15 protein-coding genes are annotated in these 16,469 nt (G+C 60.7%); 7 read left to right on the top strand and 8 right to left on the bottom strand.

Annotation, left to right across the window (positions count from 1 at the left end):
* The first annotated feature begins 123 nt into the window (after positions 1-123).
* The 6 genes from AC0Z8Z_RS10950 to AC0Z8Z_RS10925 all read left to right on the top strand — a co-directional run bounded on the left by AC0Z8Z_RS10950 (position 124) and on the right by AC0Z8Z_RS10925 (position 4,829).
* Positions 124-756 (top strand): TetR family transcriptional regulator, encoded by a 633-nt coding sequence (locus AC0Z8Z_RS10950; protein WP_122533792.1) that lies wholly within the window; start codon positions 124-126, stop codon positions 754-756.
* 210 nt (positions 757-966) lie between these two features.
* Positions 967-1,467: an urease accessory protein UreE gene (ureE, locus tag AC0Z8Z_RS10945; RefSeq protein WP_485619114.1), complete on the top strand. Its 501-nt coding sequence runs from the start codon at positions 967-969 to the stop codon at positions 1,465-1,467.
* Positions 1,464-2,138 carry an urease accessory protein UreF gene (locus AC0Z8Z_RS10940; protein ID WP_485619113.1) on the top strand — a complete coding sequence of 225 codons (675 nt, stop codon included), beginning with the start codon at positions 1,464-1,466 and terminating at the stop codon, positions 2,136-2,138. Before ureE ends, AC0Z8Z_RS10940 begins: the two co-directional genes overlap by 4 nt.
* A gap of 58 nt (positions 2,139-2,196) precedes the next feature.
* On the top strand, positions 2,197-2,811 hold the full coding sequence (ureG, locus tag AC0Z8Z_RS10935; RefSeq protein WP_485619112.1) for an urease accessory protein UreG: 615 nt from the start codon (positions 2,197-2,199) through the stop codon (positions 2,809-2,811).
* 33 nt (positions 2,812-2,844) lie between these two features.
* Positions 2,845-3,417: a HupE/UreJ family protein gene (locus tag AC0Z8Z_RS10930; RefSeq protein WP_485619111.1), complete on the top strand. Its 573-nt coding sequence runs from the start codon at positions 2,845-2,847 to the stop codon at positions 3,415-3,417.
* Positions 3,418-3,692: 275 nt separating this feature from the next.
* The gene (locus tag AC0Z8Z_RS10925; RefSeq protein ID WP_485619110.1) at positions 3,693-4,829 is read left to right on the top strand and encodes an AGE family epimerase/isomerase; all 1,137 of its coding nucleotides are present in this window, start codon (positions 3,693-3,695) and stop codon (positions 4,827-4,829) included.
* A gap of 266 nt (positions 4,830-5,095) precedes the next feature.
* Here AC0Z8Z_RS10925 and AC0Z8Z_RS10920 read toward each other — a convergent pair whose 3' ends face one another.
* The 8 genes from AC0Z8Z_RS10920 to amaB all read right to left on the bottom strand — a co-directional run bounded on the left by AC0Z8Z_RS10920 (position 5,096) and on the right by amaB (position 15,058).
* Complete coding sequence (locus AC0Z8Z_RS10920; RefSeq protein ID WP_065987776.1) at positions 5,096-5,866, bottom strand: SDR family oxidoreductase; 771 nt, start codon at positions 5,864-5,866, stop codon at positions 5,096-5,098.
* A gap of 771 nt (positions 5,867-6,637) precedes the next feature.
* A complete protein-coding gene (locus AC0Z8Z_RS10915; protein ID WP_065987777.1) occupies positions 6,638-7,354 on the bottom strand; it encodes an ABC transporter ATP-binding protein in 717 nt (238 codons plus the stop codon).
* Complete coding sequence (locus AC0Z8Z_RS10910; protein ID WP_485619109.1) at positions 7,351-8,226, bottom strand: ABC transporter ATP-binding protein; 876 nt, start codon at positions 8,224-8,226, stop codon at positions 7,351-7,353. Before AC0Z8Z_RS10910 ends, AC0Z8Z_RS10915 begins: the two co-directional genes overlap by 4 nt.
* Complete coding sequence (livM, locus tag AC0Z8Z_RS10905) at positions 8,226-9,521, bottom strand: high-affinity branched-chain amino acid ABC transporter permease LivM (protein WP_122533799.1); 1,296 nt, start codon at positions 9,519-9,521, stop codon at positions 8,226-8,228. The genes AC0Z8Z_RS10910 and livM overlap by 1 nt, the downstream gene beginning before the upstream one ends.
* 2 nt (positions 9,522-9,523) lie before the next feature.
* Positions 9,524-10,438 (bottom strand): ABC transporter permease subunit, encoded by a 915-nt coding sequence (locus AC0Z8Z_RS10900; RefSeq protein ID WP_037015668.1) that lies wholly within the window; start codon positions 10,436-10,438, stop codon positions 9,524-9,526.
* Between the two features lie 184 nt (positions 10,439-10,622).
* Positions 10,623-11,759, bottom strand: coding sequence for an ABC transporter substrate-binding protein (locus tag AC0Z8Z_RS10895; protein ID WP_122625637.1), 1,137 nt, complete (start codon positions 11,757-11,759; stop codon positions 10,623-10,625).
* A gap of 356 nt (positions 11,760-12,115) precedes the next feature.
* A complete protein-coding gene (amaA, locus tag AC0Z8Z_RS10890) occupies positions 12,116-13,399 on the bottom strand; it encodes an L-pipecolate oxidase (RefSeq protein ID WP_485619108.1) in 1,284 nt (427 codons plus the stop codon).
* Positions 13,400-13,567: 168 nt separating this feature from the next.
* A complete protein-coding gene (amaB, locus tag AC0Z8Z_RS10885; RefSeq protein ID WP_485619107.1) occupies positions 13,568-15,058 on the bottom strand; it encodes an L-piperidine-6-carboxylate dehydrogenase in 1,491 nt (496 codons plus the stop codon).
* A gap of 156 nt (positions 15,059-15,214) precedes the next feature.
* Here amaB and AC0Z8Z_RS10880 point away from each other — a divergent pair, with 156 nt between their 5' ends.
* A complete protein-coding gene (locus tag AC0Z8Z_RS10880) occupies positions 15,215-16,120 on the top strand; it encodes a LysR family transcriptional regulator (RefSeq protein ID WP_485619106.1) in 906 nt (301 codons plus the stop codon).
* Positions 16,121-16,469 lie beyond the last annotated feature (349 nt).

The following is a 16,469-nucleotide window of genomic DNA, read 5'->3' as shown; positions in this document are numbered from 1 at the left end:
GAGCATGAGAACAGCCCGGCCCTGATCGCCGGGCTTTTTATTGCCCGACGCAAAACCGGGTTCGACGTCACGCAAACGCATTTGCTAAAGTTGCGACCCATGCCTTCATCAGATACACGCCCCATGCTGCCCCGTGCCGAACAGAAACAGCAGACCCGCCACGCCCTGCTTGATGCAGCCCGGGGCCTGATGGAGAGCGGGCGGGGTTTCGGCAGTCTGAGCCTGCGCGAAGTGGCGAAAACCGCCGGCATCGTGCCCACCGGTTTTTATCGGCATTTCGATGACATGGACCACCTGGGCCTGGCGCTGGTCAGTGAAGTTGGCCAAACCTTCCGCGAAACCATCCGCCGCGTGCGCCACAACCACAACATCGACAGCGGCATCATCGACGCGTCTATCCGCATCTTTCTGGATGTGGTCGCTGCCAACCGCTCGCAGTTTCTGTTTCTGGCGCGCGAGCAATACGGCGGCTCGCTCAAAGTCCGCCAGGCACTCGGCGCGCTGCGCGAAGGCATCATCGCCGACCTCGCGACCGACCTGGCATCGATGCCCAAATTCCAGCACCTGAACACCGACGACCTCTCGGTCATGGCCGACCTGGTGGTGAAGAGCGTGTTCGCCATGCTTCCGGAACTGATCGACCCGCCGCCCCCGGCCTTGGCCAAGCACCTCACTCCCCGGGCGAAAATAACCCAGCAGCTTCGCTTCATTTTCATTGGCGCCAAGCGCTGGCAGGGCTTGGGCAGTACCGAGTGAATCGCGAAGCTTCGACGCGCTGCTTCAGTCTCTGATCAGCGCATCCCCGCACCACGGCGGTGCATCGCCACAACCGGCGCACCGATAAATCGCACCTTCGTGATCAGCCCTCCCCTGACTGCACCGTATTCTGGCAATTTCTGTACTGCGCGCCTGTTGGCAAGCCACTTGCTCTAGCACCTTGCATCGCACATTGCTGGAAGCTTTCTGATGCTGGTGATTCATCAACGGACCGAACCTCAGGCTGAATGGGCCGCAGAGCTGCATTTGATATTTGAGGCGCGCAGCAAAAGCCGACTGCGCTGTTTCAGTGCCGAGGGCGAAGACGTGGGGCTTTTCCTCGATCGGGGTCAGCCGCCGTTGCGTGACGGCGACTTTCTCAAGGCTGAAGACGGCCGAATCGTCCGCGTCTGCGCACGCCCTGAGCAGTTGATGCACGTGACATGCAGCAGCCCGTTCGAGCTCACTCGCGCGGCGTATCACCTGGGCAACCGCCATGTGGCGCTGCAAGTGGGTGATGGCTGGCTGAGACTGCTCGACGACTACGTGCTCAAAGCCATGCTTGATCAACTGGGCGCCACCACCGAATCCCTCGAAGCGCCCTTCCAACCCGAGCACGGCGCCTACGGTGGCGGCCATCACCACTCCCGCGCCGGGGAAGAAGACTTCAATTACGCGCCACGCATTCATCAATTCGGCGTCCGCACGTGAACGCGGCCTGGGCGCTGCTGCGTCTGGCGAGCCCCCAGCTGCCAATCGGCGGCTACAGCTATTCCCAAGGCCTGGAAATGGCGGTCGAGCAATCAACTGTCCACGATTCGGCCAGCGCCGCCCGCTGGATCGGCGATCAATTGCTGCTCAACCTCGCGCGATTCGAAGCGCCGCTTTTACTGGCGCACTGCACCGCGGCTGCCCAAAACGACTGGGTGGCCTTGCTGCAATTGAGCGAGGCACACCGCGCCAGCCGCGAGACCCGTGAGTTGCACCTGGAAAGCCGACAGATGGGCTATTCGCTGCAGCAACTGCTCAACGGCCTGCCGGAAATGGATCAGCCCGCGCGGGACTTCCTGCAGCGTGTGGGCGAGCCACATCTGGCGCTGGGTTGGGCACTGGCTGCGCGCGCCTGGCAGATCGGTCCTCAGGACGCCCTCGCCGCCTGGCTATGGAACTGGCTGGAAAATCAGTTGGCAGTGCTGATGAAGACCCTCCCGCTGGGACAGCAAGCCGCCCAGCGCCTGACCAGCGAATTATTGCCGCTGCTGCAAAACGCCCAGCAACACGCGACCGCGCTGAACCCTGACCACATCGGCAGCGCGCCATTTGGTCTGGCGCTGGCGAGCATGAACCATGAGCGGCAGTACAGTCGCCTGTTCCGATCATGAGGTGGCCGCCATCGGCGCAGCACCTCGAACCGCACAACATGCTTAACGGAGAGAACGAATGAACAGCCAACCTTTACGCGTCGGCATCGGCGGTCCGGTCGGTTCCGGCAAAACCGCGCTGACCCTCGCGTTGTGCCTGGCCCTGCGCGATCGCTACAACCTGGCGGTGGTCACCAACGATATCTACACCCGTGAAGATGCCGACTTTCTGGTGCGCAACGAAGCCCTGGCTCCAGAGCGCATCATCGGCGTGGAAACCGGCGGTTGCCCGCACACGGCGATTCGCGAAGACGCTTCGATCAATCTGGAAGCCGTTGACCAGCTCAATCGTCGCTTCGAGGGGCTGGACCTGATCATCGTCGAGTCGGGCGGCGACAATTTGTCTGCGACGTTCAGTCCGGAGCTGTCGGACCTCACCATTTATGTGATCGACGTGTCGGCGGGCGACAAGCTGCCGCGCAAGGGCGGCCCCGGCATTTGCAAATCCGATCTGCTGGTGATCAACAAGATCGACCTCGCGCCGCTGGTGGGGGCATCGCTGGAGATGATGGACCGCGACACGAAGAAGATGCGCGGCGACAAGCCGTTCGTGTTCAGCAACCAGAAAACCGGTCAGGGCCTGGAGCAGATTATTGCGTTCATCGAGCGTCAGGGCCTGCTGACTGCTGCCTGATTCGTACATCCACAGGACTCAAGGAATTCATTTATGAACGGCAAAAAAGTATTCGGCGCGTTGGCGCTGCTCCTCGTACCGGCAATCGCCTTCGCTCACCCCGGCCACGATGAAAGCGGTCTTGTGGCCGGCATCAGCCATCCATTGGGCGGCATCGATCACCTGCTGGCGATGATCGCTGTCGGGCTGTGGGCTGCACAGCAAAAAGGCGCCGCGCGCTGGGCGCTGCCGTGCACATTCGTCGGCACCATGCTGATTGGCGGCTTGCTCGGATTTGAAGGCCTGGAACTGCCTGCACTGGAAAGCGGGATTGCGGCATCGGTGTTTGCGTTGGGCCTGGCGGTGGCACTGGCGGTGCGTCCGCCACTGTTCGTGGCCGTGGCGGCGACTGCACTGTTTGCGATGTTCCACGGCGTGGCCCACGGTCTGGAACTGCCGGAGATGTCGAGCCCGTGGGGTTACGCCCTCGGTTTCGTCGGCGCGACCGCTGCGCTGCATGCGGCGGGTTATGCCGTGGTGCGGTTTCTGCCGACAGCGGCGGCGCCGGTTGTTCGGATCGCAGGCGCACTGTCGGCCGCCACCGGCGTCTGGTTGTTCGCGGGGTAAATGACGCTGCGATAAAAACACATCGCAGTTATATCTACCGATAGGCCAATTGTGGGAGCGAGCTTGCTCGCGAAGAGGTCCGAATATCCGCTAAATCTCCAGCGGTTGAAATGCCGTCTTCGCGAGCAAGCTCACTCCTACAGGGATCGCGTTGCGCGTTGGACGGCAGGCAGTTTCCGAACGGGTTCGGCGGGGATCAATCGATCCCCGCTGCCCCGCCTGCCTCACCTCCTGCTACCATGTCGCGCAATTTGCCACTGCCGTGACGCCATCCAATGCCTGACGCTTCCCTTCCCACCGCCAAGTCTGAACTGTCCGCCCTGTTCACTGAGCTGCAGCAGCACTTCATGCGTGTGGTCGTGCCGTTGTGGCAGGGCCCAGGATGGAATGCCGAGATGGCGCTGCCGTTCGAGGCGGTCGACGCTCAGCATCGGCCTCTGCCGCCCCAGCGCTACCGGGCCATGGCCTGTGCGCGTCAGCTGTTCCTGTTTTCAAGCCTGATCGATCACCCCGACGTGCCCGACGCCGCCACCCGCGCGGCTGCGCTGTTTCGTTCGCTGCAACAGCATTTTCACGATGCCGAGCACGGCGGCTGGTTCTACAGCATCGATCCACAGGGCTCGCCGCTGGACCGTCGCAAGGATCTCTACACCCACGCGTTCATCGTTTTTGCCTGCGCGCATTACTGGGGCAAGGTCCGCGAGCCGTTGGTGGAATCAGTGCTCAACGCCGCGCTGAACGTGGTCGCCGAACGCTTCGCCGATGGCGATGGCCTGTATGAGTCCGTGCTGGCCGAGGATTGGACTTCGCTGAACGCCGGCCCGCTGCAAAACCCGCTGATGCACCTGGCCGAAGCATTTCTCGGCACGCTGGCCGTACGTGATGACGCTGACACGCAGGCGGCGCTGGATGCGCTGGTGGAAGGCATGCAGCGACGTTTTGTGGATGTCGAACACGGGGTAATGCTGGAGAAACCGCTGGACGCTGTGGATAACTGGTCCGAGCCGGGTCATCAGTTTGAATGGTTCTACTTGCTGGCGTCGTCCGCGCGGCTGCGGGGCACGCCGCTGTACCGTTCGCTGGAGACTGCGTTCGCCCACGCCGAGGCACAGGGCGTCGGTCAAACGACCGGCGCGGTTGCGGCGATGCTGGAAGTGGACGGTTCGGTGAAAGACGGCACGCAGCGCATCTGGGCCCAGGCCGAATACCTGCGCGCGTTGACCTTGCGGCCTGATAGCGAGCACCTGCTGGCGCGCCAATTGAAGGCGCTGCAAGCACAATTCCTGCACTCCACCGGCTGGAACGAGTGCCTCAACAGCCAGGGGCAGATCAGCCGCAGCGACATGCCGTCGACGACGCCGTACCACTTGGCGACCTGCTACATCGGGCTGGCCGAGTATTTCAGCGGCTGATCTGATTTGCCTGGAATGTCTACTCACTGGCAGCCGCCAAAATGTGGCCACTCCGATCTTCCCGCAGATAAACGAACTGTGGGAGCGAGCTTGCTCGCGAATGGGCAGGTACATCCGCTAAAGATTCAGCGGTTGAAATGCCGTCTTCGTGAGCAAGCTCACTCCCACAATTTGATCGCGTTCGGCACCTGATTCTGCGCCTTACTCAGCCCGGCAATGACCGTCCCCACGCGGAGCGTGGGAACGATCAACACCAGTGAAACTATTTACTTCTCACCACGACTGCGATCAATCGCGAACCCGGCCCAGGTCTGGCTCACGGGCATCAGTTCCAGGCTGTTGACGTTGACGTGGGCCGGCGTGTTCATGATCCAGAAAATGGTGTCGGCAATGTCCTGAGGCTGGATAGGTTCTGCACCTGCATAGGTCGCATCGTACTTGGCCTGATCGCCACCGAAACGCACCAGCGAGAACTCGCTCTCGCACAACCCCGGTTCAAGGTTGGTCACGCGCACGCCGGTGCCGACCAGGTCATTGCGCAGGTTCAGCGAGAACTGTCCGACGAATGCTTTGGTGCCGCCGTAAACGTTACCGCCCGGGTACGGATAATTCCCCGCGACCGAGCCGAGGTTGACGATGCTGGCACCGCGGCCGTAAGCGATCAGACGCGAAAGCAGCGTGCGCGTCGTGTACACCAGCCCTTTGATGTTGGTGTCGATCATGGTGTCCCAGTCATCCAGATCGCACTTGGGTGCAGGATCGATCCCCAGCGCCAGACCCGCGTTGTTGATCAGGCCGCGGATCTTCGCGAACTCTGCCGGCAGGCTTTCCACAGCGCGCTCCACGCCCGCGCGATCGCGCACGTCCAGTGTCAGCGTGTGCACCTTGGTCTGCTTCGACAATTCGGCGCTCAGCGCCTGCAAGCGGTCTTCACGGCGACCGGTCAGCACCAGCGACCAGCCCGCCTCTGCAAAACGACGGGCGCAGGCTTCGCCAAACCCGGAAGTGGCCCCGGTAATGAATACGGTAGAGGTCATTTCTTTCTCCTGACTAACGATGCGGGCTTATCAAGCCAAGCGGGAATGTCACGCAAGCAGCGTTGCGTGTAGGAAGGTTCTGGAGAATGCCCGCGCAGACAGGCCGGGATCAAGCACCATCAGCAACATCGTCATACAACTGCTTTTCTGTATAAAAAACAACCAACTGCTCCAAAGCCTTATACCGTCTGGCCTACAGACACTTTTGCCCACCTTATCCACAGTCAGGCAACCTTTTTCTGGGGGCAACTCAAAACGCCAAGAGTCCCGGCATACGGGACGTGTGGGCAACTTGAACGATGTTTTTACTTGACCGGCCATGGGCCATCCGCCGTCGACTTCGCCCAGGACTTGGGCGCATGGACAGGAATACGCGGGCGAGGCCACAGATTGCGCTACCTGCGGCGGTCTTTCCAACGGTTGCGCACAGACTTATCCACAGGCAGGCGCCGAATAAAGACTGTATAAAAAAACAGCCACAAGAACGTTGACAAACCCCATTAAAATACCGGCCGAAATAACTGGTCAAATATTGATCAACAGGCTGTAAGCCCCGTAAATAAAGGCCTCCAGCTAGCTGCTCCCAACTTATTCACAGTCACTTCCACAGTAAAACTGAACAAGTCAAAAGCGTGACAAAACAGCGATTTGCAGCGGCTATATGTCGCGTTTTCACTGCTCTTCAAAATTGTTTTCCACAATTCGGGTATGCCATAAAAAAGCCCCGGAAGTTATCCACCCGGGGCTTGTTTTTACAGCAGTGATCAGGAATCAGTGCCCGCCAAGATAGGCGTTCCTGACCTCCTCATTGGTGAGCAATTCCTTACCCGTGCCCGTCAGCCGAATCTCGCCGTTGACCATCACGTAAGCACGGTCCGACAGCTTCAGCGCATGGTTGGCATTCTGCTCGACCAGGAAGATCGTCATGCCGGTCTGCGCCAATTCACGCAGTGTCGCGAAGATCTGTTTGACGATGATCGGCGCCAGACCCAGGCTCGGCTCGTCCAGCAGCAGCAACTTGGGACGGCTCATCAGCGCGCGAGCGATGGCGAGCATTTGCTGCTCGCCGCCGGACATGGTCATCGCCCGCTGATTGCGACGCTCCTTAAGGCGCGGGAACATCTCGAACATGCGCTGCATGTCTTCGCTGGCATGTTTGTCGCCAATGGGGATGGTGCCCATCATCAGGTTTTCTTCCACTGACATGTCCGGGAACACGCGGCGGCCTTCCGGCGACTGCGCGATACCGTTGGACGCAATGTAGTGCGACGACTTGTGGGTGATGTCAGTGCCCTGATAGATGATCTGGCCACTGGCCGCGCGCGGCTGGCCGAAGATCGACATCAGCAGCGTGGACTTGCCCGCGCCGTTGGAGCCGATCAGGCTGACCGTCTCGCCCTCATCAATGTGCATCGAGACTTTCTTGAGAGCCTGGATCGGCCCGTAATACACATCGATCTCTTTCAGTTCGAGGATCGGCTTGCTCATACCAACTCCTCTTCATCAGCGCCCAGATACGCCGCGATCACTTTCGGATCGTTGCGAATCTGCTCCGGTTTGCCCTTGGCGATCACGTTGCCATGGTCGAGCACGACGATGTCGTCGGAGATGCCCATGACCATGCCCATATCGTGCTCGATCAGGACGATGGTCATGTCGTGATCGTCGCGCAGGTGGCGAATCATGCCGCTCAGCGCCTCGGTTTCCTGAGGGTTCAGGCCAGCGGCGGGTTCATCCAGGCAGATCACCTGAGGGCGCGTGCACATGGCGCGGGCAATCTCAAGACGACGTTGCTGGCCGTAGGAAAGCTCACCGGCCAGACGGTTGGCGCAGTCCACCAGATCCACCACTTCGAGCCAGTAGAACGCCGTGTTCATCGCGTCCTCTTCGGCCTTGCGATAGGCCTTGGTGTTGAGGATGCCGGCCAGCATGTTGCGGTTGACCCACATGTGCTGTGCGACCAGCAGGTTCTCGACGACGGACATTTCCTTGAACAGGCGAATGTTCTGGAAGGTACGCGCCAGCCCTGCACGGTTTACCAGGTGCGTGCCGCCAAACATCTTGTAGTACAGCCGGCTGCCGAAGCGCTTCGGCGACGCGAAGTCCGCGGCGCGAAATTGCTCTCCGAGCAACTGAATGACGTTGGTTTTCTTGCCTCGCGCATGGAGCTCGATACGCCCGCCGGTGGCTTTGTAGAAGCCGGTCAGGCAGTTGAACACGGTGGTCTTGCCGGCGCCGTTCGGGCCGATCAGGGCGAAGATCGAGTTGCGCCGCACTTGCAGGCTGACGTCGCTGAGGGCCTTGATGCCGCCGAAGTGCATCATCAGGTTTTCGACGGACAGAACGATTTCTTCGCTCATTACGCGCCCTCCACTTTGGCCAGCACGCCTTTGCGTGGCTGCACGCCGGTACGGCTGATGCGGATCAGGCCACGGGGACGCCAGATCATCATCAGCACCATGAGGATGCCGAACAGCAAGACGCGGTATTCCGCGAAGCTGCGCAAGAGTTCCGGTGCGACGGTCAGCACGAATGCCGCGATGACCACGCCGACTGTCGAGCCCATGCCGCCGAGCACGACGATGGCGAGAATCAACGCCGACTCGAAGAAGGTGAACGAGGTCGGGTTGACGAAGCCTTGATAGCTGGCGAAGAACACGCCCGCCAGACCGGCCGTCGACGCGCCGATGGTGAAGGCCGACAGCTTGACCAGCACGTGATTCAGGCCCATGGAGCGGCAGGCGATTTCGTCTTCACGCAGGGCTTCCCACGCGCGGCCGACCGGCATGCGCGTCAGGCGGTGCTTGACGTACAGCACAGCCAGCACGACCAGGAACAGCACGGTGTAGATGAAGATGAATTTCAGGTCCGGGTTGTATTCGAAGCCGAAATACTCGTGGATCGGGATGCCGCCGTCTTTGGCGCGACGCCCGAACTCCAGACCGAAGAAGGTCGGCGCAGGCACCGGCACGCCGTTCGGTCCGCCGGTGAACGACAGCCAGTTGTTGAGCACCAGACGAATGATCTCGCCGAAGCCCAGGGTCACGATCGCCAGGTAATCCCCATGCATGCGCAGCACTGGAAAGCCGAGGATGCACCCGGCAAGCGCCGCCGCAATCGCTGCCAGCGGCAGCGCCGACCAGAACCCCAGGCCCAGATACTGATAGCCGAGCGCCAGGCCGTATGCGCCGATTGCATAGAAGGCCACATAACCCAGGTCGAGCAGACCGGCGAGGCCCACCACGATATTAAGGCCCAGGCCCAGCAGCACGTAGATCAGACCGAGAATGACCACGGTCAGCACGTACTTGTCGGCGAAGATCGGGAAGATCACCGCGATCAGGATCATCAGCGGAATGATGAAGCGCAGCCGCGTCTTGTAGCCCGGCGGCAGCACGTGCACGCCGGAGCCCGAACTTTCAAAGCTCTGCGCGATGGCCACGCCCTTCGGCGTCTGCAGGAACAGGCTCATGAAGAAACGACCGACGACGACCACGCCAACGAGCACGGCCACGCGTCCTGGTTGCAGGTTGAAGCCGTAGCCGTCCAGTACGATGCCGACGATCGGACCGAACACGATCAGCGCCAGCAAGCCGGCGATCACCGCGTCGATCAGGCTTTGTTTGATATCAATGGGTTTAGTAGGTGCAGACATGGTTATACCTTCGCCACGAGTGGGCGACCCAGCAGGCCTTGGGGACGGAAGATCAGAATCACTACCAGCAGGCCGAAACTGAACACATCTTTGTAGTCGGAGTTGATTAGACCGGAGAATTGCGACTCGGCAACCCCCAGGATCAGGCCGCCAAGCATGGCCCCCGGCAACGAACCAATGCCGCCGAGTACCGCTGCGGTAAACGCCTTGATGCCGATGACGAAGCCGGCGAAGAAGTCGAAGGTGCCGTAGTTCATGGTAATCAGCACGCCAGCCAATGCCGCCATGGCCGCACCAATGACGAATACGTAGGAAATCACCCGGTCGGTGTTGATGCCCAGAATCGAGGCCATCTTGCGATCCTGTTGCGTGGCGCGGCACATCCGGCCCAGCTTGGTGTACTTGATGATGTAGGTCAGTACGCCCATGCCGACGAAAGCGGCGATCAGGATGAAGATCTTGGTGTAAGTGATCTGTACGAAACCGCTGCCGACATCGAAGCGCATGGCGCCTTCGAGCAGGGTCGGTACGCCTTGCTGGCGTGGGCCCTGAGCGATCTGCGCGTAGTTCTGCAGAATCAGGGAGATGCCAATCGCACTGATCAGCGGCGCCAGACGGGTCGAGTTACGCAGCGGTTTGTACGCCACTCGCTCGATGACGAAACCGTACACACCGGTCACCACAATGGTGAAGATCAGTGTGCCGAGAATCAGAAAGGGGAATGACTCAACGCCGAAGAACGACAGCACGGCGAGACCGATGGCTGCGAGGTAGGCGGAGATCATGTAAACGTCGCCGTGGGCGAAGTTGATCATGCCGATGATGCCGTAGACCATCGTGTAACCGATGGCGATCAGGCCATAGACCGAGCCCAGTGTCAGGCCGTTGACCATTTGCTGCAGGAAAATACCGTCCATCACGCACGCTCACGAACTTGAAAGGCCAACCTGGCGCGCGCGACCATTCCCTCGTGAGGAATAGAGCGGCGCACACAGTGGCAACAGAAGAAATCCGGCGCCGCCGTCAGACAGCGCCGATTACCGGATCAGGCTGTTTCCCGGCTCACCCCCGGGAAACAGCCGATCCGACTAAGCGCTTAACTCACTTCTGCTTTTCGAGCTGGTGGTATTTGCCGTCCTTGTCCCACTGGTACACCACGTAGTCGGAGACTTTCAGGTCGCCCTTGGTGTCCCAGGCTTTCTCGCCCATGACGGTTTTGACCGGGTGAGCCTTGAGGAACTTGGCAGCGTCTTCGCCTTTGTTCGACTTGGCGCCATTGAAGCCAGCGGCCAGGGCCTGAACCGAAGCGTAAGCGTAGAGGGTGTAGCCTTCTGGCTCGTAGCCGGATTTGCGGAACTGCTCAACCACGGCCTTGCTGTCTGGCAGCATGCGCGGGTCGGCGCCGAAGGTCATGTACACGCCATCGACGTATTGCGCGCCGCCAGCGGTGGTCACCAGTTCGTCAGTGACAACGCCGTCGTCAGACATGAACTTGACGTCTTTCAGGCCTTGCTCACGCAGTTGACGAACCAGTGGACCGGCTTCCGGGTGCAGGCCGCCGAAGTAAACGACGTCAGCGCCAACCGAACGGATCTTGGTGACCAGGGCGCTGAAGTCTTTCTCGCCACGGGTCAGACCTTCTTCCAGCACCGGCTTCACGCCGCGGGCGGTCAGCTGCTTGGCGGTGGCGTCTGCCAGGCCTTTGCCGTAGGTGTCTTTGTCGTTGATGACGGCAATTTTCTTGCCCTTGAGCACGTCGACGATGTAGTCGCCGGCCACGATGCCTTGCTGATCGTCACGGCCGCACATACGGAACATGGCGCTCAGGCCGCGCTCGGTCACGGTCGGGTTGGTGGAGCCAGGGGTGATCGCGATGATGCCGGCTTCGTCATAGACTTCCGACGCAGGAATGGTCGAGGAGGAGCAGAAGTGACCGACAACGCCGGCAACTTTGTCGGACGCGGCCTTGTTGGCAACGGCAACGGCCTGTTTCGGTTCGCACGCATCGTCGTAGGCGGTCAGGACGATCTTATCGCCGTTGACGCCGCCCGCAGCGTTGATGGCATCGGCAGCTGCTTGAGCGCCCTTCATGTATTGCTCGCCAAACGAGGCGTTGGCGCCCGTCATCGGACCTGCAACGCCGATCTTGATGTCGGCTGCCTGCGCAAATGAAGCCGCACCCATGGCAGTAGCCACTGCGAGTGCGAGAAAGCCTTTTCTGTAGAACGTCTGCGACATGAGTTGGTGCTCCTGGGTTTTTTAATTAGCACTGCGACCACAGAGCTGCTGCGAGCAAGTGGCGTGCCATCGGTTTTTTATTCTTGAGAAACTGGTCGTTTTGTTGCTATCCGACTGATTTCTGCCCTTTTTCATAAGGCGTGCAACCGTCTAAACCGCGCAAGGTGCAACCTCACGACTTTAAAAGAGCAACCCTGGCGACACGGGCGCGCAACCGCTTCATCCGCACCTGTACAACCCTGTTGTAACAACACGCGTCACCGAACTGCACACCGTCGGTGCGGTTCCGCTACGGGCCGCACCATTTGAGGGTAGTGGATGTAGGAGAAAGCGTTGTTTTGGAGAGAGAATTCTTCTCAGATCACGATTCTGAGGCATTGGCCCGCATGGTATAGCGAGAAGCCAGCCTCGTACAAAGAGCTGCGCAGTCCGACGGCCGCTAGCGGCTGCATTCGCGCAAAGGGGATGGGTAGGACACTGGCGTTGCCGCTGCACAGATAATCGGCGAAAGCTTTGCCGACGACTGTCCCTGTGGTATTGCCCCGGCCGTTGTAACCGGTGACAGCGACCAGTCCTGGTGCAGGCTCGAACATACGCAGGAGGTGATCGGGCGTGAACGCGATGCAGCCGGTCCACGTGCATTCCCACTCAACCGGTTTGAGGTACGGGAAATAATGCTGCTGCACCCGATCGGCCCACGCCTTGAGAAACCAGCCGGGCTTCTGATTGCCATTGCCCAGACTGCCCAGCAACAGACGGCCATCGGCATCGCGACGAATGCTGCTGAGCACTTGCCGCGTGTCCCAGGAGCCCTGCCCGCCCGGCAAAATCTGCCGGGCAGCGTCTTCGGCCAGGGGCGCCGAGGCCACTTGATAGTAGTAGCCGGGGAAGAAGTTACGCCGAAGCTCGGTCCACTCGCCCTCGGTGTAGGCGTTGGAGGCGATGACGACTTGCTCGGCAAGCACCGCGCCGTTTTCGGTGACCACGCACCAGCGCGCACCTTGTCGCTCAAGGCGTTTGACCGGCGAGTGATCGAAACGCTGGCCACCCAATTGCGTGACGGCCGCCGCCAGCCCGCTGGTGTAGGCCATCGGGTTGATGGTGCCCGCGCGGTGATCGAGTAAAGCGGAGGTAATCTCGGTGGTGCCGGTCGCTTCCTGGCAGGCTTTGCCGGTGAGCAATTCCACAGGCGCGCCGCGACGTTTCCATTGTTCTTCACGGCTGCGCAGGTCCTGCTCGCCCTTGGCGTTGTGGGCCATGTGCAGTGTGCCTTTACGCGTCGCCTGGCAGTCGATGGCGTATTTTTCGATCAGGCTGAACACCAGTGACGGCGCATTTCCGAGCATGGTGTTGAGCTGGCTGCCGACTTTTTCGCCGAAGCCGACTTCGATTTCGTCAGGCGGAATCCACAGGCCCGCGTTGACCAGTCCTACGTTCCGTCCCGACCCGCCCTGCCCGGTGCGATGGGCTTCAACAACCGCGACCGTCTTGCCCTGTTCAAGCAGATGAATGGCCGCCGACAAACCCGTGATGCCTGCGCCGATGACGCACACATCGACCGTCACTTCCCCGCTCAACGCAGGCGCTTCCGGCCTTTGCGGCGTCAGCGTTTCCCACAGACATTCTTCGCGTAACGGCATCGCAAAACCTCGGAAAGAGACAGCCAGACCTGATCGTTCCCACGCTCCGCGTGGTAATGCAGCCGATGACGCTCCGCGTCACAGAAACCGGGCGCAGAGCGCCTGGGATGCGTACCCACGCAGAGCGTGGGCACGATCATCTGTCAGAACGCGCTCGACCAGATGGCATCAATCAAACGTAATCCCTTGCGCCAGCGGCAGTTCGCGAGAGTAGTTCACGGTGGCAGTCTGGCGACGCATGTAGCCTTTCCACGAGTCCGAGCCGGATTCGCGGCCACCGCCGGTTTCTTTCTCGCCACCGAACGCACCACCAATCTCTGCACCACTCGGGCCAATATTGACGTTGGCAATGCCGCAATCGCTGCCCAACGCCGAAATGAACTGCTCGGCCTCGCGCACGTCGGTGGTAAAGATGCAGGACGACAAACCCTGGGGCACATCGTTATTCAGGCGCACCGCCTCGCTGAATTCCTCGTAGCCCACCACGTACAGAATCGGCGCGAAGGTTTCGCTGCGCACCACATCGCTCTGCTCCGGCATCTCGACGATGGCCGGCGAAACGTAATAAGCGTTCGGGAATTTCTCCTGCAGCTGGCGCTTGCCACCAAACACCTTGCCGCCTTCGCTCAGCGCCTGCTCCAGCGCTTCCTGCATGTTTTCGTAGCTTTGCTTGTCGATCAGCGGACCGACCAGATTGCCTTCCAGCGGATGCCCGATGCGCACTTTGGCGTAGGCCGCTTTCAGGCGCTCGACGAACTCGGCCTTCACCGACGAATGCGCGATCAAACGGCGCAGGGTGGTGCAACGCTGACCGGCCGTGCCGACGGCACTAAACAGCACCGCGCGCACGGCCAAATCCAGATCGGCACTTGGGGTCAGAATCATCGCGTTGTTGCCGCCCAGCTCCAGAATGCTGCGGGCGAAGCGTGCAGCGAGTTTTGGCGCCACTTCGCGACCCATGCGCGTACTGCCCGTGGCGCTGATCAACGCGACGCGGGCGTCCTCGACCAACGCCTCGCCGGCTTCGCGGCCGCCGACGATGCATTGGGTGAGGTACTGAGGCGCGTCGGAAAATTCAGCGGAGACTTTATCGAACAATGCCTGGCAGGCCAGCGCCGTCAGCGGGGTCTTTTCCGACGGTTTCCAGATCACCGAGTTACCGCAGACCAGCGCCAACGCGGTGTTCCACGACCAGACCGCGACCGGGAAGTTGAACGCGCTGATGACGCCGACGACGCCCAGCGGATGCCAGGTTTCACGCATGTGGTGGCCCGGGCGCTCGGACGCGATGGTCAGGCCATACATCTGCCGCGACAGGCCGACGGCGAAGTCGCAGATGTCGATCATTTCCTGCACTTCACCCAGCCCTTCCTGAGTGATCTTGCCGGCTTCCCACGACACCAGCTCACCGAGATCGGCCTTGTGCTTGCGCAGGGCTTCGCCAAACAGGCGGATCAGCTCGCCGCGACGGGGCGCAGGCACTTTACGCCATGCCTCGAATGCGTGGTCGGCGCGAGTAATGCGCTGCTCGACTTCGGCGGCGCTTTCCCAATCCACCGACGCAACCTGGCTGCCATCGATCGGCGTGTGAACAGGCTTGTCGCCCTGTTGATAAAGCGCGGCATCGACACCGAGTCGGGTAAGCAGGTCGTTGAGCATGGTTTCTCCTGAAACTGATCGTAAGCGCGAAAGCGGAATGCCAAATACTGGTTATTTCGTCAGCCTCTAGTAATAGCTGGCCTGCGACACTGCAACAAACGACGATTAAGCGAGATATCATTCCGTTTTTTCATGCTGATGCTGAACGAGCCGATTATGCTGAGCAAACGCCATCTCCCGTCGGTCACCGCGCTGCAATGTTTTGAAGCGGTGACCCGTCACCTGAGTTTCACCCGCGCGGCCGAGGAACTGAACCTCACCCAGAGCGCCGTCAGCAAGCAGGTCGCCCAGCTGGAAGAATTGGTGCAGCACCTGTTGTTCCGCAGGGTTCGTCGGCGCCTGCAACTGACGCCAGCGGGCGCGCTGTACTTGGGCGAGGTGCGCAAAGTGCTCACGCAGATGGAAATGTCGACGCACTTCCTGCGTTCCTACGGCGGCGAAACCGAAGTCCTGCGCGTGTCGACGCCTTCGACCTTCGGCGCCCGCTGGCTGGTACCGCGACTCAAAGGCTGGCGGTTGCGCCATCCGCATATTCATCTGGATTTGGTCAACGAACAGGAAAGCGATGACCTGGCCCAGAGCCGTTGCGACCTGTCGTTCTATTTCGGCGGTGGCGCCCGGCCCGGTGCCGAAAGTGTGAAGCTGTTCAGTGAAGAGCTAGTGCCGGTATGCGCACCCGGCAGCGTGCCAAAAGAGCCCTTCACCGACCCTACGCAACTGACCGATCTGGTCCTGCTGCAAAACGCGCATCGTCCCCAGGCCTGGCATGACTGGTTCGAAAGTCAGGGCTACCAGACCGAACACAGCTATCACGGCCCCCGCTTCGAGACGATCTATATGTGTATTCGTGCGGCGCAAGTGGGTTGCGGCGTCGCGCTGTTGCCCCGGTTTCTGGTGGAAGAAGAGCTGGCGGACGGCAAACTGATCATCCCCTGGCCCCACGCATTGCCGAGTCAGGACGCCTATTACCTCGCCTACCCGGAGCACGCGGCCGAAGTGCCGAAAATTCGCGTGTTTGTGGAATGGATGCTCGAACAGCTCAACGAACCAACGCCGCAGTAAAAACATTCCCGGCTAAGACCGGCCCCACCAGTTGGGACCCAGTCAGTCCCTTTGGATGCACGCGATGTTCGTAGGACCGGCTTCAGCAGGGCAGAGGCCCATTTGCTCACCATCAAATCTGCGGCGTGACCACCGACGCCTTCCCGGCTAAAGCCGGTCCTACAAGTGAACGCGATCCCACAGTTGGGACCCATCCAGTCCCGTTGGATGCACGCGATGTTCGTAGGACCGGCTTCAGCCGGGAAGAGGCCCTGTTGCTCACCATCAAATCTGCGGCGTGACCACCGACGCCTTCCCGGCTAAAGCCGGTCCTACAAGTGAACGCGATCCCACAGTTGGGACCCATCCA

The organism is Pseudomonas sp. 1L-C-7-B-C1 (assembly GCF_057291635.1).
This window is presented reverse-complemented; position numbering and strand designations above follow the sequence as displayed.